At 56.6% G+C, this 15,771-nt stretch carries 17 protein-coding genes and 1 riboswitch; of the genes, 1 reads left to right on the top strand and 16 read right to left on the bottom strand.

Translation table 11 applies throughout. From position 1 onward, the window contains the following. Positions 1-16 precede the first annotated feature (16 nt). The 15 genes from QN359_RS11650 to QN359_RS11580 form a co-directional block, all read right to left on the bottom strand. Positions 17-814: an ABC transporter substrate-binding protein gene (locus QN359_RS11650; RefSeq protein ID WP_322247505.1), complete on the bottom strand. Its 798-nt coding sequence runs from the start codon at positions 812-814 to the stop codon at positions 17-19. After that, positions 815-1,738, bottom strand: a complete 924-nt coding sequence (locus QN359_RS11645; RefSeq protein ID WP_322247504.1) for a cobalamin-binding protein — start codon at positions 1,736-1,738, stop codon at positions 815-817. Next, positions 1,728-2,753 (bottom strand): threonine-phosphate decarboxylase CobD, encoded by a 1,026-nt coding sequence (gene cobD, locus QN359_RS11640; protein WP_322247503.1) that lies wholly within the window; start codon positions 2,751-2,753, stop codon positions 1,728-1,730. The genes QN359_RS11645 and cobD overlap by 11 nt, the downstream gene beginning before the upstream one ends. Then, on the bottom strand, positions 2,746-3,705 hold the full coding sequence (gene cbiB, locus QN359_RS11635) for an adenosylcobinamide-phosphate synthase CbiB (protein ID WP_322251097.1): 960 nt from the start codon (positions 3,703-3,705) through the stop codon (positions 2,746-2,748). Before cbiB ends, cobD begins: the two co-directional genes overlap by 8 nt. Continuing rightward, complete coding sequence (gene cobU, locus QN359_RS11630; protein ID WP_322247502.1) at positions 3,705-4,280, bottom strand: bifunctional adenosylcobinamide kinase/adenosylcobinamide-phosphate guanylyltransferase; 576 nt, start codon at positions 4,278-4,280, stop codon at positions 3,705-3,707. Before cobU ends, cbiB begins: the two co-directional genes overlap by 1 nt. After that, positions 4,277-5,572 (bottom strand): cobyrinate a,c-diamide synthase, encoded by a 1,296-nt coding sequence (locus QN359_RS11625; protein WP_322247501.1) that lies wholly within the window; start codon positions 5,570-5,572, stop codon positions 4,277-4,279. Before QN359_RS11625 ends, cobU begins: the two co-directional genes overlap by 4 nt. Then, positions 5,566-6,195 (bottom strand): cob(I)yrinic acid a,c-diamide adenosyltransferase, encoded by a 630-nt coding sequence (gene cobO / locus QN359_RS11620; protein ID WP_322247500.1) that lies wholly within the window; start codon positions 6,193-6,195, stop codon positions 5,566-5,568. The genes QN359_RS11625 and cobO overlap by 7 nt, the downstream gene beginning before the upstream one ends. Continuing rightward, positions 6,192-6,971, bottom strand: a complete 780-nt coding sequence (locus QN359_RS11615; RefSeq protein WP_322247499.1) for an ABC transporter ATP-binding protein — start codon at positions 6,969-6,971, stop codon at positions 6,192-6,194. Before QN359_RS11615 ends, cobO begins: the two co-directional genes overlap by 4 nt. Then, entirely contained in the window at positions 6,971-7,990 is a 1,020-nt protein-coding gene (locus tag QN359_RS11610) for an iron ABC transporter permease (protein WP_322247498.1), read from the bottom strand. Before QN359_RS11610 ends, QN359_RS11615 begins: the two co-directional genes overlap by 1 nt. A 73-nt stretch (positions 7,991-8,063) precedes the next feature. Beyond that, a complete protein-coding gene (locus QN359_RS11605; protein WP_322247497.1) occupies positions 8,064-9,914 on the bottom strand; it encodes a TonB-dependent receptor plug domain-containing protein in 1,851 nt (616 codons plus the stop codon). Between the two features lie 142 nt (positions 9,915-10,056). Beyond that, a riboswitch (cobalamin riboswitch) is annotated at positions 10,057-10,277 on the bottom strand. A gap of 43 nt (positions 10,278-10,320) precedes the next feature. Next, positions 10,321-10,671, bottom strand: coding sequence for a PilZ domain-containing protein (locus QN359_RS11600; RefSeq protein WP_322247496.1), 351 nt, complete (start codon positions 10,669-10,671; stop codon positions 10,321-10,323). A gap of 39 nt (positions 10,672-10,710) precedes the next feature. Then, positions 10,711-11,256 carry a histidine phosphatase family protein gene (locus tag QN359_RS11595; RefSeq protein WP_322247495.1) on the bottom strand — a complete coding sequence of 182 codons (546 nt, stop codon included), beginning with the start codon at positions 11,254-11,256 and terminating at the stop codon, positions 10,711-10,713. Position 11,257: 1 nt separating this feature from the next. Beyond that, on the bottom strand, positions 11,258-12,040 hold the full coding sequence (locus tag QN359_RS11590) for an adenosylcobinamide-GDP ribazoletransferase (RefSeq protein WP_322247494.1): 783 nt from the start codon (positions 12,038-12,040) through the stop codon (positions 11,258-11,260). A gap of 24 nt (positions 12,041-12,064) precedes the next feature. Continuing rightward, a complete protein-coding gene (cobT, locus tag QN359_RS11585; protein ID WP_322247493.1) occupies positions 12,065-13,099 on the bottom strand; it encodes a nicotinate-nucleotide--dimethylbenzimidazole phosphoribosyltransferase in 1,035 nt (344 codons plus the stop codon). 7 nt (positions 13,100-13,106) lie between these two features. Further along, positions 13,107-13,505 carry a diacylglycerol kinase gene (locus QN359_RS11580; protein ID WP_322247492.1) on the bottom strand — a complete coding sequence of 133 codons (399 nt, stop codon included), beginning with the start codon at positions 13,503-13,505 and terminating at the stop codon, positions 13,107-13,109. Positions 13,506-13,837: 332 nt separating this feature from the next. Between QN359_RS11580 and QN359_RS11575 the strand changes: the two genes are divergently transcribed. Continuing rightward, positions 13,838-14,626 carry an IclR family transcriptional regulator gene (locus QN359_RS11575; RefSeq protein ID WP_322247491.1) on the top strand — a complete coding sequence of 263 codons (789 nt, stop codon included), beginning with the start codon at positions 13,838-13,840 and terminating at the stop codon, positions 14,624-14,626. A gap of 100 nt (positions 14,627-14,726) precedes the next feature. On the opposite strand, the gene lepB is transcribed toward QN359_RS11575, so the two are convergent. Further along, positions 14,727-15,419, bottom strand: a complete 693-nt coding sequence (gene lepB, locus QN359_RS11570; RefSeq protein WP_322247490.1) for a signal peptidase I — start codon at positions 15,417-15,419, stop codon at positions 14,727-14,729. Between the last annotated feature and the right edge of the window lie 352 nt (positions 15,420-15,771).

Genomic DNA, 15,771 nt, shown 5'->3' with positions numbered 1-15,771 from the left:
CCAACAGCGCGCTAAGTCAGCAGTTCTGCGCTTGCCAATCGGCGATCAGCGCATGTATCGCCAGCAAACCATGTTCGATAGCGGCCGGCCCGGGAGAGAGAATATCGGCCGATTTGATTTCGAATACGCAAGCATTCCTGAGCGCCGGAATCGCTGACCAACCGGGACGGGCGGCAAGCGCAGCGGGCTGAAACTTTTTGCCACACCAAGAGCCGATAATGATGTCAGGCGCGCGCCGCACCACTTCGAGCGGATCGGCGATGATGCGCTGTTTGGCGCTGTGGTGGACGGCGAGATCGGCAAACACATCGGTGCCGCCGGCGAGCTCAATCAAGTCAGACACCCAGCCGATGCCGGCCATGAGCGGCTCATTCCATTCTTCAAAATAGATTTTCGGGCGGCGCGTCCAGGCGCTGCTTTGTTGCTCGACCATGGAAATTTTGGCACGTAAAGCAGCACATAGTTGCTGCCCTTCGATGCGTTTATCCAGCAAGCATGCCAAGCTGCTGATCATACGAAAAATTCCGGCGACGTCGCGCTGATTATAGGCATGCACTTCGACGCCGGCTGCGACCAATTCGGCGCACACCGCCGCCTGCATATTCGAGTAAGCGATGACCAAATCCGGTTGTACCGCCAAAATGCGCTCAATTTTTGCGGAAGAAAAACCACTGATCTTGGGTTTTTCCGCGCGTGCCCGCACCGGTCGCGTGGTATATCCGGAAATTCCGACGACTAAATCCTCGAGCCCGAGCGCATACATCACTTCCACTGCTTCGGTCGATAAACAGGCGATTCTTTGATAGGGAGACATTTATTTTACTCCGGCCAGCGGGTGGCGAATGTGTTCGAGGACTTCGCAGATGGCGCGCGCGCCGGCCAGTATCCGCGGCCCCGGACGGTTCAAGAGATCGCCATCGAGCGTGACCAGATGCTGATTTTTATTGGCGGCTAAACTGGGGAAAGCTTTCCATTGTTGCAAGCCATTATTATGTTGACTCGTGCTTTCGGCATCGATGATCAGATCCGGATTACTTTTCAAGACGGCTTCGACGTCAACCAAGGGCGCGATCGCCGGCAAACGTCCGAACACATTCTCAGCGCCGCACAAACGCATGGCATCGCTGGCGATATGACTGTCATTGAGGGTGTAGAGCGGTTTCGCCCAGACTTGGTAGAAAATCTTCAGCGGCGCGCTCGGCGGCTTGGTCTGCGCATACTTTACTTTGAGCGCTTGCAGTTGACTGCGAAAATCTGCCGCGGCAGCCTGCGCCGTCGTCTCGGTACCGCTCAAGCGCCCGAGTTTGATGAGGGTATCGGGAATCTGCTCAAGTCGCTGCGGTTCGCTGAAAAACAAGGGAATCCCGGCTTCGCGCAGCGCCTGCATTTGCCGGTCGAAGGCACCATGGGTCCAGACCACCAACAGATCAGGTTTCAAGGCCAGCACACGTTCCATGTCAATCTGCCGCAAATCACCGATGCGCGGAATGGCTTTGGCCGCTTCCGGATAATCACTGTATTTAACCGTCGCCACGATCTGCGAACCGGCACCGGCGGCGAACAAAAGCTCGGTAACATGCGGTGCCAAGCTGATGATGCGGCGCGCCGGCACTTTCAAATTGACAGTATTGCCGAGATCATCGGTAACGCTGAGCGCGGCGGCAGTGGCGCTGAACGCCATCAAACACAGGGTGCCGCACAGGCGCAGCGTCGACTTGGAAAACCACTCAGTGGGCATGCTGACTCCATTCGTTCAAAGCAAGACTCAAGCGTTCCCAACCGGCGGCCGTGCCCGGCAAGCCGAAGCGCAAACCATGTGGGCGCTGCGCGCCAGCGGCAAACCAGCGCAACCAAATTCCGCGCTCGGCCATGAAACGCCACAGCAGTTCGGTGCGGCCTGCGAGATCGCGGTCGCTGACCCACTGAAACAAGTCGGTTCCACTGCTGGCAAAGCCATGGGCATGCAACAGCGCGCGCAAGCCTTGGCCAGCATCCGCCAGGGTTTGCCGCATCTCGCTCTGCCAGACGCGGTCACTGAGGGCAGCACAGGCGATCTGCTGGGCCGGTCCGTTGAGGGTCCAAGGCCCCAACCAAGCGGCGAGCCGATGCAGCAGCTTTGCTTCTGCGGCGACGAAGCCGACCCGAATGCCGGCCAGACCAAAAAACTTACCGACTGAGCGCAGCACGATCAAGCCGGCTACACCGCTATGCGGGCACACACTCAGGGCCGGCATGGTATCGCCAAATGCTTCATCGACCACCAGCCAGCCACCGCGTTGCGCCAATCGGGCCGCCCAAGCCAGCAACTGGGCCGGGGCCACGCTGGCACCGGTAGGATTATTCGGATTGCACAGCACCACGACATCGGCCTGATCGATCGCCGCCTCCAACTCAGAATAAGCAATTTCGCTCACGGCATGACCGGCGCAACGCCATTGATGCGCGTGTTCGGCATATGATGGTGCCGCCACTACCACGCGTGCGATCGCGCGCAAACGGGGCAAGGCCTGAATCGCCGCTTGGCTACCGGCCACTGCCAACATGCGTGGTGCACGGTAACAGGCGCAGGCGGCATCGAGCAGTGCCTTCGAGGTTTCCGGCAAGCGGTGCCAAACATCGGCAGCCAGTGGCGGCACCGGATAATAATGCGGATTGATACCGGTAGAGAGATCAAGCCATTGTTCCAGCGGGCGGCCGAAATTACCTACGGCATCGTGCAAATTACCGCCATGTTCAAGTAAAGTTTCACGCATAGTTGATTCCTACAGTAAATAGCACGCGGCCGAGGGCCAGCAAGCTGAGCGCGCCGCACCACAAATACAGCACTGCGCGCACTAACTGCCAGGCGCGCGTGATGTCCGCTGCCAGCGCTGCCCTGCCCTGACCGAGCGGCGGCCGAATTTCATCGATACCGTCATAACGCGCGCGACCACCGAGTTGCACACCGAGTGCGCCGGCACCGGCGGCCATCACCGGCCCGGCATTCGGGCTATCCCAAGCCGGGGCTTGACGCCGCCAACACTGCAAGGCCAGCTTGGTATCACCGAGCACAGCATAACTCAGTGCCGTCAGCCGGGCCGGTACCCAATTGAGCACATCGTCACTGCGCGCCGCCACACAACCGAAGCGCAGCCAGCGCTCGGACCGATAACCCCACATGGCATCGAGGGTATTCGTCAAACGATGCAGCACTGCGCCTGCACCGCCGAGTAACAGAAACCAAAATACACTGGCAAATACGGCATCGGCACCGTTTTCCAACAGCGATTCAACACTGGCCTTGGCCAAACTGGCCGCATCGGCATGGCCGGTATCGCGGCTGACGATATACGAAGTCAGACGCCGTGCGGTGGCTAAATCATCTTGTTCGAGCGCGGCTTGGATCGGTAAATTATGTTCCTTCAAGCTGCGCAAGCCAAGACAAAAATACAGCAACAAGGCATGTGCAAGCACGGCCAAGAAAACACTATAACGCGCCAAGGCCCAGAGCGCGGCTTGCAGCGCCAGCACCGGCGGCAGCACCAACAGCGCCCAGGCGCAGGCCCCGCGCCAGCGTCCGGCAGCCGGTCGATTCCAGCGCTGTTCCAAGCGCTGCGCCAAGCTACCGAAACCAACCAAGGGATGCCAACGCCGGACTTCTCCAAAGCAGGAATCAAGCAGCAGGCCGAGCAACAGCGCGGCCAACACCAGCATTCCACTGAGCATCAGCATTGCTGCCCTTTGAGTAACAGCGGTAAGCCGGCCGCCACCCAGACCACTTGTTCGCATTCGGCCGCCAGCGCCTGATTGAGCCGCCCCGCTTCATCGACGAACCAGCGCGACAACGCCCCCATCGGCACGATACCCATCCCCACTTCATTCGACACCAGAATCACCTCGCCGGCCGCCGCCGACAAGGCACTGAGCAAGGCGGCGCGTTGTTCGAGGAATAGCGGCGGCGAATTGATGCTGCCGATATCAGGAAATTCAGTGGCATTCGAGAGCACGCAATTCGACAACCACAGCGTCAGACAATCGATCAGCAAAATATGCCGTGGCGAGCTGTAGCGACGAATCGCCGTGCCCAATTCCAGCGGCTGCTCCAGCGTGATCCAGCCTGCCGGCCGACGTTGCCGGTGATGCGCGATGCGGCTTTGCATTTCGCTGTCGCTGTCGCCGGCGGCGGCGGTGGCGATGTAAATCACTTGACGGCCACCATCCGCACTCAATTTCGCAGCCAATTTTTCTGCATAGGCGCTCTTCCCGGAACGCGCTCCACCGAAGATCAAATGACATCTCATGCGGCCACCGTGAACAACTGTGCCGCGACGGCCGGGGCCGAGCGAAAGTAAGCATGAAAATACGAAGCGCGCAGCGTGCCGACGGCATAGATTGCTTCGCCGGCATCGTCACTACGCTGGCGACGTGTATGGGTCAACGGTAGCAAATCGGTGTCGCAACGCGAGTAATGAAACGTATGCCCGCGCAGTTGCTCTTGCTCGAATTGCCATGCTTGCCCGCCGAGGCCGGCCAAGCGGCTTTGCATATGTATTTTTCCAGGCAACAAGCCGGCCATCGGCCAGCACTGCCCCTGCAGATCGGTCAAACTCTCGGCCAGCGCCATCATACCGCCGCATTCGGCCCAAATCGGCAGACCGGCTGCGTGGGCCGCGCGCACGGATGCTTGCCAGCGCGGTGCACGACTGAGCTCGGCCGCGTGCAATTCAGGATAACCGCCCGGTAAATAAAGGGCATCGGCCGCAGCCGGAATCGCGGCATCGTTCAAGGGCGAAAAAAACAGTAACTCGGCACCGAGTTCGCGCAGACAGGCGAGATTATCGGGATACAGAAATGCAAAGGCGGCGTCATGTGCGATGGCGATGCGTCGTCCCGCCAGCAGTGCCGGCAAGGCTGACATCGCGGGGGCCGTGAAACTGACCGAAGGCAGCGCTTCCCACGCCGCCAGATCGAGATCGAGTTCGGCGGCTAAACTGTCGAGCAAGGCATCGAGCTGCGCCACTTCATCAGGCAAGACCAAACCGAGATGCCGCTCCGGCAAACTGACGCTTTGCCCGCGCAAGCTGCCCAATAAAGGAATATCGCGCATCGCGCTGGCGACCATGGCGGCATGCCCGGGCGAAGCGATGCGATTGGCGATCACTCCGGCCAGCACGACCGGTCCGAAATCACGCAAACCCAGCGCCACTGCACCGACTGTTTGGGCCATGGCAGCCGCATCGAGAACGGCCAGTACCGGCACACCAAAGGCTTGCGCCAAATCGGCCGAAGATGGCGCGCCGTCATACAGACCCATCACCCCTTCGATCAAAATCACATCAGCCTGTGCCGCCGCCTGCGCTAACTTGGCCTGACAAGTGGCGGCACCGACCATCCACAAATCGAGATTATCGACCGCGCCCCCGCAGGCCCGCGCCAGCAACATCGGGTCGATGAAGTCGGGGCCACTCTTGAAAATGCGTACGCGCTTTCCAGCTTGCACCAGCTTACGTGCCAGCGCCGCCGTCACGGTGGTTTTACCCTGTCCGGAAGCGATCGCGCTGATTAATACCGCCTTGGCAATATGGCTTACCATTCGACCCCCGCCTGCGCGACAATCCCCTCTTGGAAGGCATGTTTGAGCGGCTGCATTTCGCTGACCGTATCGGCGATGGCGATCAATTCCGGCAAAGCACCTCGCCCAGTCACCACCACATGCTGCATCTCCGGACGCGCATCGAGGTCGGCCATCACGGTCGCGAGATCTAAGTAATGGTATTTGAGGGCGATATTCAATTCATCGAGTACCACCAAACCGATTTCCGGATCACTGAGAAATTTTTTCGCTTGTTCCCAGGCCAAGGCCGCTTTTTCCATGTCGCGTTCACGATTCTGTGTCACCCAGGTATAGCCTTCACCCATCGCATGAAAGGACACTTCATCAGGAAAACGTCGCAAAAAAATCTCTTCTCCAGTGGCCAGCGCCCCTTTGATGAACTGTACCACGCCAACCTTCATGCCATGACCAAGCGCACGCATGACCATGCCGAAGGCACTCGAACTTTTACCCTTGCCATTGCCGGTATGGATGATCAGCACGCCGGTAGTACGCTGGGCTTGCTCGATTTTTTCATCCATCAAGGCTTTCTTGCGTTCCATACGGCGTTGATGGCGGCTATTGATATCGGCCTCTGCCGTAACTGGGAGTGTTGTGCTCATGTGGATTCCTTGGCAATTTGTTTAGGTAGAAAAATGGTCTGCCCTTGATGCTTGAAGCTGTCGATCTCGTGGCCTAAGCAAGCGCTCAATGGCTCGGCGCGCAGCACTTCAGCCGCGCAGCCGGCTTGCCAGCTGCCATCGCCATGCAACAGCAAGGCATGGGTGGCGATACGATGAGCGAGATTGAGATCATGGCTGACCATCACGACGGTTTTATTTTGTTGTCTGCATTGATCTGAAAACAGCTGCATGACACTGACCTGATGCGCCAGATCGAGCGCAGTGGCCGGTTCGTCGAGCAGCATTAATTGAGCATCCTGCGCCAGCACGGCAGCAATCGCCACCCGTTGACGCTCGCCGCCCGAAAGACTACGCACATCGCGCTCGGCCAATTCGGCCACATCGAGCTGCGCCAATGCCGCGTGCGCACATTGCAGATCTTGCTCCGATTCCCAGTACTGCTGGCCCTGATACGGATGGCGCGCCGTGAGCACACTGTCGATCACGCGGTAGGCAAAGGCATCGCTGCGCGCTTGCGGTAAAAATGCACGTGCCTGTGCCAGCGCCAGCAAAGGCCAATCCTTCACATTCTTTTGCTGCAAGAAGATACTGCCAGCTTGTGGCTGGCGCAATCCAGCCAGGGTGCGCAGCAAGCTGCTTTTGCCGGCACCATTGCGACCGATAATGCACCAGCACTCGCCGGCAGCAAGAGTCAAATTCAATTGTTCCACCAAAATGCGCGCGCCTATCTGCAGGCTGAGTCCACGAACTTCCATCAATGCCTCCGCATCTGATGTAACTGTAATAAAAACAAGGGCACACCGATGAGCGCGGTAATCACTCCGACCGGTAATTGTTGCGGTGCCAAGGCGGTACGCGCAATGGTATCGGCCAACACCAGAAAGCTGCCGCCGGCCAGAGTGGCGGCCGGAATCAGCAGGCGATGATCCGGGCCGAGTAAAAAGCGGCAGGCATGCGGCATAATGAGGCCAACGAAGCCAATGCTACCAGCGGTACTGACGGCACTGGCCGTTAACAAGGCCGAACAAAAAAACAAGCGCTGGCGCAGCGCGCCGACATCTACCCCGAGCGTGGCGGCATTATCAGCATGCAGGGCGGCGACATTCATCGCGCGCGCATTGCGTAACGAAAACAGCAACACGCCGCCCAAGACTAGCCACGGCATCGTGCGGCTTTGGGTATTCGACAAATCCCCTATCATCCAGAACACCATGCCGCGCAAGCGACTGTCGGGAGCGATCGAGAGCATCAGGGTAATCAAGGCACCACAACCGGCCGCGACAATCACCCCGGTCAATAATAAAATCGGGGCACTGCCATCGCTGCTGCCGCTGCCGCGAAAATCGCGATACGCGAGTAAAAACAATAAGGCCGCAACACCCAGGGCACCACCGAACGCAGCCAGATCAATCATCCAGAAACTGCCATAAAATAAGATCATTGCCAGTGCCGCCACCGCAGCACCACCGGAAATACCGAGCACATACGGATCGGCCAAAGGATTACGCAACAAGGCTTGCATCATCACGCCGGACAAGGCCAGCGTGGCACCGACCACGAAGGCGGTCAGCGCGCGCCCCATGCGTAAATCGAGCAAGCTGGCAGCCAGCGAAGTCGGCGGCCCTTGCAATAATTCCAGCAAAGCATGCCAGAGCTCGGCCACACTCAGGGTAACTGAGCCGGTCAGGCAGGCCAACAACACAGCCAGCACCGAGATGACTAACAGTGCCGGCAACATCCACTGCCTGCGCCGCAGAAGAGAGAAATAAGACATGGATAGGCCTGTGGTAAGCAATCGTTACGGCACGAAACCACTAAGAAAGCGGCTTCGTGCAAGCTGAGTCGGTTTATTTAAAACCGTAGTTCAAACCGACATACACATTGGAGCCGGCAGTGCCATAATTTTTAGCCAGCTCATACTCTTTATTGAGCACATTATTCCAGCGCCCGAGCAGCGAGAGATTCTTCGCCAAATCATAACTGACATACAGATTCAGCAGACTATAGCCGCCCAACACTTTGGTATTGGCTGTATCATCAAATCGTTTGGAAGCAAATACCGTTTCCATACCGATTTTCGCTTTCGGCAAAGCGTAATCGAGCGCCACACTGGCATGCTGCTTGGAGCGACGCGCCAATTGCAAACCACTGACATCATCACGCGGATTCTGCACATCGAGAGAACCGCGCAAGCGCCAATCGGCGTAACGCGTGCTGCCTCCCAAGCTCAAACCCGACATAGTGGCACTGCCGACGTTATACGAACAGCCATATGGGTGTTGCTGCACCGGGCAGTTATTGGTAAATACCAGTAAATCCTTGGCTTTATTCTGGAAATACACCACGCTCAACTGGCTATCGCCAAGCTCATAGTAAGCACCAACTTCAGCGTTTTTTGCTTGCTCAGGCTTGAGCGTCGCAATGCCGTAACCGGGATAAAACAAATCATTAAAGGTCGGCGCACGGAAGCTGGTACCGTAACTGGCATTGATGCGCCAAGCATCGTTGAGGCGATAGCCGTAAGCCAGACTGCCGGTGGTGTTACTGCCATAATCAGAATTTTGATCACGCCGCAGGCTGGCACTGAGCAGATGGGCATCTTGCTTCATCAAATACGCAGCCGCCAGCGAGTTGGTACGACGTTTACGATTCAGCGCGTCGTCACTGCCGTTGACTTTTTCTTCGCGGGTTTCCGCAATCACTTGCAGCGAATTTTTACCGAAGCGCAGCGTATTTTGAAAACTCAACAGATTTTGATGGCTATCGATTTGGCTCTGGCCATACGAGGCATCGGTCACACTGTAATCGCCCGATTGCGCAAACTGCAGCATACTGCTCCAGTCCTCACTGAATTTAGCCTTGCCATAGACGGCCACGGTTTGCAGTTTTTCGATATTGCGATCATCGTACGAAGGACCGGAATCGAACTGAGTATTGAGGCGACTTTGCATGAAATTCATGCCCAGCTCATAGCCGCGGCTGAGTTCCCAATTCACATTACCGGTAGCGCTTTCCAATTTGTAGCCATCTTTATCGGCATTATAGGAATACTTACCTGCACTGGGCTTGGTGGCAGAAAAGCCGGTATTGTTTTCGTGTACTGCACTCAAGGCATAGCTGAAATGACTGTCCGCGGCCCCCGATATCCCAGCTTGAAACTTACGCAGACCATAACTGCCGGCACCGACGGCGACGCTGGTGCTGGCCGCGCCGCGGCCTTTTTTGGTAAAAATCTGGATCACGCCACTCATGGCATCGGCACCGTACAGGCTAGACAAAGGGCCATAGATGATTTCAATGTGATCGATCTCACTCAAGGCCAGCGTCGCCCAAGTGGCACCGCCGGCAGTGGTAGAGCCGATACGTACGCCATCGACCAACACCAGATTTTGCGGATTACTGCCACCGCGCATAAATACGCTGGCATTCGCGCCAGAGCCACCATTGCTGGCGATTTCTATTCCGCGTTGCATACGCAGTAAATCGGTGACGCTGGCCGCGCCTGAGAGCGCAATCTGCTCAGCCGAGATCACCACATTATCGGCCAACACATCTTGGGCGGCTTGCGGCTGGCGGCTGGCGGTGACGATGACGTCGGAAGCAGAAGCAGAAGCTTCGGCAGCGGCTGAGGCGTTCGCAGCAGGAAATGCAGCGGCCAAGGCCACAACCAGGGCGAGGGGGTGAAAAACTTGATTCATTTGATTGCTCATGGATAGAAAATGCCGCCAACGTCCCCGCAGGCAGCATAGAAAAAGCGATGTATCACGAGAATCAAGGGTGGGCCAGGGCCATGCCGACAGTGCGGTCATGGCGTGCGTTACCAACGAAACTCCCCGTTCGCATCACTTCACGTATCCTGGCCGGTATCCGGGCTGACAAGTATCACCATCTGACCTTCCCATGCACTTAAGCACAGTGGTTATAGCAAAATGGCTGGCAGCATAACGACACTGCGACTTGTACACCGTTGCGGGGGCAGCACACTGTTGCCATGGCATCGTGTTTCCCGTTTAACTGCAGATATGAGCATATCTGCGAGCACCAAAACCCCGCCATTCTATAGGCTAGCGCCTTCATGAGCAAGAAAAGCGCAGATTTTCACGCTCACGCGTGGTTGTAGACTTGGGCTTTGGAAATCCACGCCTGAAACAATTCCTCATGTAATGACGACATCTCACTCAATTGCACGCCGATGCGATAATGGTCATTACTTAACACGACATGCCGGATCATCCCCATACAGCCGACATGAAAAATTTTTCCCGGTTCGTCGATACCAGGAATATCCAGCATCATCGGATAGCTGCGCATGCTCACCAGATTCTGCGGCGATTGCAGCAAAATCCCTCCGCTGGAAATATTCATCGTACGGCACAGTATCAAACGACCATCGGGCAATTTGATGCCGGATCGCCAACTGACATTGATACGCGGTGTTTTTCGGAGTTCCAGCATGGATCGATACTGCCTGACAGAGTGAGAAAAAACCCCATGCTACAGGAAAATCTCCAGCTCCGTAAATGAGGCAAATGGATAAGTTTCTTGCAAGTCGCAAACCCGTTGCGCCAATTGCACATCCGACTTGCCTGGCTGCCATGCGGCGAGTATGCGGATCACGCCGCCGTGCGTGACTAATACCGCACTATCGACTGCGTAGGCATGCAAATCGTTCAAGAAGGCGCGCAGCCGCGCCACCATTTGAGACAAATTTTCCCGTCCGCCCGGGGCATAAGCAACGGTATCCGCCGCCCACGCATCGATCTCCGCGCGCGCAATCTGATCCCAGGACTGCATTTCCCAGCTGCCGAAATCGAGCTCGAGCAAGCGTGCGTCGTAACTGGGCATAGGACTGAGCAATTGCGCCAACTGCCGGCAGCGTTGCGCCGGACTACTGAAAATCGGCCGCTTCTCAAGGTTTGCGCGATGCCACTGCGCCGCCACGGCCAAGCAATCGGCCTGCGCTACCGCCACCTCACTGCGACCATAACAAATTCCACTCGGCAGCAACGGCGCGGTGTGACGAATCAGTTGTAATTGCATATCAGTGCGCCCAGTGCGCTAACAAGCCCAGGTAACAGGCGACTTCACTCAATTGCTGAACAGCGCCCAAGCAGTCGCCCGTGTAACCGCCGATTTTTTTGACAAACAAGCGCGCCAACAATACCGTCGCCAGCAACATCAATAACAAGACCGGCGCTAAACGGGTCAACAATAACGGTTGCCACAGCAAGATCAGACTGAGCGGCAGCAGCACGCTCAGGCAAGCAATGCCGAATTCATTGGAACTCATGTGCTGCGCCAATGGCTTGGCCTTTCCTTCCAGGCGCGCATACTCCAGACAGAAAATCAGGCTGCACGACAGCAGGCGCGACAGGGGATGAGCAATCAGCAAGGCCGGCACCACCAATACGGTCGGCAAGCTCACCAGCAGCACGAATTTACACAGCAACATCAACGCCGCGCCCATGGCACCATACGCCCCGACGCGCGAATCGCGCATGATGTCGAGCACCCGTTGCGCATTGAGCCCGCCGCCGAAGCCATCGCAGACATCGGCAAAGCCATCTTCGTGAAACGCACCGGTGAGTAAAATTCCAGCGATCATCGACAGCAGCACCGCGACCGCCGCCGGCCACACCAGCGAGGCCACACTGTAGACGCTGGCGGTCACCACACCGACCACCCAGCCGACGGCCGGGAAGTAGCGTGAAGCTTGCTGTAACCAAGCCGCATCAAAGCCCACCCATGCAGGAATCGGCAGCCGCGTAAAAAACTGCAAGGCCACGAAAAACAAGCGCAATTGATGTACGCTGTGACGTTTCATCGATTCCAAGGAAGCGCGCGCCACTCAGCTATGACTTTGCTGGCTGACATCGGCCGAAGCAAAGGTCGCCATCTGATTAAGAAAATTCACCGCCGCTGCCAGCATCGGATACACCAAGGCGGCACCGGTGCCCTCACCTAAGCGCAAATCAAGTTGCAATACCGGTTTGACATCCAAGGCCAGCAACATGCGCGCGTGCCCGCTTTCATCAGATTGATGCGAAAACACGCAGTAATCAAGAATCGCCGGATGCAAACGCGCCGCCACCAGCAAAGCGCTGCTGACGATGAAACCATCGATAAGCAAAACCATGCGGCGCTCGGCGGCCGCACACATGGCCCCGACCATGGTGGCGATTTCAAAGCCGCCGAAACAAGCCAACAGCGCCAGCGGTTCACTGAGCTCGGCATGCAAGGCGCAGGCAGCCGTGATGACGCGCTCTTTGTGCGCAATGCCATCGGCCGACAAACCGGTGCCGGCACCGACGCACTCGGCAACCGGCACGCCGGTAAGACGGTGCATCAGCGCCGCCGCGGCCGTGGTGTTACCGATACCCATTTCACCGAAACCGAGCACATTGCCGGGCAAATCGGCAACCAGCGCACGCCCATTCGCTAAGGCAGCAGCACATTGTTCCATCGTCATCGCCGCTTGTTGGGCGAAATTTTTGGTGCCGGGCGCAATCTTCCGGTCGAGCAAATCAGCACGCAATCCGAAATCATGATTCACACCGGCGTCGACAATCTGCAAAGCCAAACCATTCTGACGCGCGAAAACATTGATCGCCGCACCACCTGCCAGAAAATTTTCCACCATCTGCCAAGTCACATCCTGCGGATAGGCCGAGACACCTTCAGCCACCACGCCATGGTCACCGGCAAACACGATGATCGATGGCGCTTCCAAACGCGGCGTGACGGTTTGCTGTATCAAGCCGATTTGCGCGGCCAATTGCTCGAGCCTACCGAGGCTGCCCAGCGGTTTGGTTTTTTGGTTGATGGCCGCGGCCAGCGCCGCTTCCAGCGTGCCGTTGGCGGTCGGGGAAATCGAAGGCATCATGCGACTTTCAATAATAAAAACGGTTAACCAACACCACCGACCAGGTAGCGACGGCGATCAAGAGACTCAGCAGTACCGCAGCGCTGCCGAAATCTTTGGCATTCTTGGACAGCGAATGACGTTCGAGCGAGACGCGGTCAACCACCGCTTCGATGGCCGAATTGAGTAATTCGATGATCAAGATCAGCAGCAACACCGCGACCATCATCAATTTTTCAAAACCCGAAACCGGCAAAAACAAGGCCGTCACGATACCAACGATCACCAACACCAGTTCTTGGCGAAACGCGTGCTCGTTCTTCCACGCTGCGCGAAAACCATCGATCGAGTAAAAAAAGGCCGAAAAAATCCGGCGGAAACCGCTTTTGCTTTTGAATTCGCTGACAGCTTGTTCCTGATCGAGCATGGTTTATCCTTAAACGTCAAAATTTTTCAGGGGAAATATCAGGGAAGTATGGAGTCACTCCGCACTTCCCAAGTACCCGCGCGGAATTTTACCTGACAAAGTCGCGATTTCATCTGGCAATCTGCAAGGAAAATCAGACTTTTCATGAATACTTATCCGGCGCGAGAAAATGTTGCGACGCAACTAAAAGCCATGATAACGACACAAAATTTCAACAAAATTACATCATTTTGCCGCACTCTGTTGCCAACAGCAGGTATTTTGAATCTGAATCAATGACGAACTTTTCACATTATGGTATAAGCGAACTACTGCAATGCATCAAAGATCCTATGAAAACCGCCGCTCCCGCCACTGAAAAAACCTCGATCCAGGTAATAGAACGCCTGGTTTCTCTGCTCGACGCACTGTCGCGCTATCCAGACCCGGTCAGCCTGAAGGAATTGGCCATCGTAACCGGTTTACATCCATCGACGGCGCACAGGATTTTGAACGACTTGGTCACCACCCGCTTCGTCGACCGTGCCGAAACCGGCTACTACCAACTCGGCATGCGTTTGCTCGAGCTCGGTAATATCGTTAAGGGGCGCTTGAATGTGCGCGAGGCGGCGCTGGAATTCATGCGCACTTTACATCGCCAAACCAATCAAACCATCAATCTCTCGGTTCGTCAGGGCGATGAAATTGTCTACATCGACCGCGCCTATTCAGAACGCTCGGGCATGCAAGTGGTGCGCGCCATCGGTGGCCGCGCGCCGCTGCATCTGACCTCGACCGGCAAATTATTTCTCTCGCTCGACGAACCCAAGGCCATCCGCGCCTATGCCACGCGCACCGGTTTGGCCGGCCATAATAAAAATTCGATTACCGCATTGGCGAAATTAGAGCAAGAACTGGCCGAAGTACGCGCCCACGGCTACGCACGCGACAATGAAGAACTCGAACTTGGCGTGCGCTGCATGGCCGCCGGCATACACGATGACAGCGGCAAAATGATCGCCGGCCTGTCGATCTCGGCACCAGCCGACCGCTTACAGGAAGATTGGTTGGCCGACTTGATGGAAACCGCGATCCATATTTCGCGCGCGCTCGGCTATCGTGCGCCAGGCGCGATCGATTGAAGCGCTGCGGTCTACCACTGGGCAATGGCATCATCATCAAGCGCTTCGATCCGGCATGGCACGGCGTCGAGGTGGGTGATGCTGCTCAAGCGAACGGCCATCAAATCGCCGCACCAAAACGCTCGAGCCGCGGCAGGTAGTAGCGCTGCCCATCGAGTGAAAACATCAAGCGCTTAACCTGACCGGTGATCAATTCTCGTTTGACCAAGCCGATATAGCGCGAATCTTTGCTGTTATCGCGATTATCACCGAGCATCAGATACTGCCCCGGCGGCACCGTGAGCGGTCCGAACGAGCGCAGCGCTGGGCGTTCGGGCATGACGATGATACGGTGCTGCATGCTGCCCAAACTTTCTTGCCAGACCAATTGTTCTCCTGCGTATTCGTGCTGCGGCGTCAAATGATCGCGTGCCGGTGTCGCCACGCTTTGGTAGTGCGCCACCTCGCCGTTGATGCTTAATTTTTCTTCGCGCATTTCCACCACATCGCCGGGCAAGGCCACCAGCCGCTTGACCAGCCGCGTCCCATCTTCCGGCGAAGAAAAGGTAACGACATCACCGCGCTGCGGATCGGCCAGATGGGTGAGGACGATATCACTGAGCGGCAATTTGACATCATAAGCCAAGCGATCACAAATCACCCGATCCCCCTCCAGCAGGGTCGGATACATGGAACTCGAAGGCACCACATAGAAATCGGCCAAGGCACTGCGAACCAAGACCATGCCAAGCACGAAAGCCAAAAAACCCTTGTTTTGCGCAAACAACTTCTTCATCTTGAACGCTGCTGACATGCTGTCTCCTCGAGTTTGATTGAATGGGCGAACGCAATCGCGGTGCTTGCCGAACAGCGCTCGCTTACTCGGACCAATTGTTGTCAATTAAGTTCCGACCGGTGCACAAATATTTGCCAGCGAAAAAAGACAGCGCACTTCAGTGGTGCGCTGGCCGGAATAGAGATCGTGTTCTTCTATTTTACTTAATCTGTGCTGCTCATTGACCACTCCATGCGCAGAAGGACGTTTTCATTTCACATAAAAAAGTCCCCTTGATCGACGTCCCCGCTCTGAAGAGGCTGTCGCAAAAGGGTAGTGAGTCGGTATCATTACCCTGACTGGTGGCCACGTCATTCCTGCGCGCTTTTGG

It is taken from the genome of Undibacterium sp. 5I2, assembly GCF_035019605.1.
In the GTDB taxonomy this organism is placed as follows: Bacteria; Pseudomonadota; Gammaproteobacteria; order Burkholderiales; family Burkholderiaceae_D; genus Undibacterium.
Note: the sequence above shows the minus strand (reverse complement) of the source record. Positions and strands in the feature narration are given on the sequence as shown.

Bases quoted from the DNA above. Each gene is read 5' to 3' on its own strand.
- QN359_RS11650 (WP_322247505.1), bottom strand. From the start codon at position 814: ATGTCTCCCTATCAAAGAATCGCCTGTTTATCGACCGAAGCAGTGGAA.
- QN359_RS11645 (WP_322247504.1), bottom strand. From the start codon at position 1,738: ATGCCCACTGAGTGGTTTTCCAAGTCGACGCTGCGCCTGTGCGGCACC.
- cobD (WP_322247503.1), bottom strand. From the start codon at position 2,753: ATGCGTGAAACTTTACTTGAACATGGCGGTAATTTGCACGATGCCGTA.
- cbiB (WP_322251097.1), bottom strand. From the start codon at position 3,705: ATGCTCAGTGGAATGCTGGTGTTGGCCGCGCTGTTGCTCGGCCTGCTG.
- cobU (WP_322247502.1), bottom strand. From the start codon at position 4,280: ATGAGATGTCATTTGATCTTCGGTGGAGCGCGTTCCGGGAAGAGCGCC.
- QN359_RS11625 (WP_322247501.1), bottom strand. From the start codon at position 5,572: ATGGTAAGCCATATTGCCAAGGCGGTATTAATCAGCGCGATCGCTTCC.
- cobO (WP_322247500.1), bottom strand. From the start codon at position 6,195: ATGAGCACAACACTCCCAGTTACGGCAGAGGCCGATATCAATAGCCGC.
- QN359_RS11615 (WP_322247499.1), bottom strand. From the start codon at position 6,971: ATGGAAGTTCGTGGACTCAGCCTGCAGATAGGCGCGCGCATTTTGGTG.
- QN359_RS11610 (WP_322247498.1), bottom strand. From the start codon at position 7,990: ATGTCTTATTTCTCTCTTCTGCGGCGCAGGCAGTGGATGTTGCCGGCA.
- QN359_RS11605 (WP_322247497.1), bottom strand. From the start codon at position 9,914: ATGAATCAAGTTTTTCACCCCCTCGCCCTGGTTGTGGCCTTGGCCGCT.
- QN359_RS11600 (WP_322247496.1), bottom strand. From the start codon at position 10,671: ATGCTGGAACTCCGAAAAACACCGCGTATCAATGTCAGTTGGCGATCC.
- QN359_RS11595 (WP_322247495.1), bottom strand. From the start codon at position 11,256: ATGCAATTACAACTGATTCGTCACACCGCGCCGTTGCTGCCGAGTGGA.
- QN359_RS11590 (WP_322247494.1), bottom strand. From the start codon at position 12,040: ATGAAACGTCACAGCGTACATCAATTGCGCTTGTTTTTCGTGGCCTTG.
- cobT (WP_322247493.1), bottom strand. From the start codon at position 13,099: ATGATGCCTTCGATTTCCCCGACCGCCAACGGCACGCTGGAAGCGGCG.
- QN359_RS11580 (WP_322247492.1), bottom strand. From the start codon at position 13,505: ATGCTCGATCAGGAACAAGCTGTCAGCGAATTCAAAAGCAAAAGCGGT.
- QN359_RS11575 (WP_322247491.1), top strand. From the start codon at position 13,838: ATGAAAACCGCCGCTCCCGCCACTGAAAAAACCTCGATCCAGGTAATA.
- lepB (WP_322247490.1), bottom strand. From the start codon at position 15,419: ATGTCAGCAGCGTTCAAGATGAAGAAGTTGTTTGCGCAAAACAAGGGT.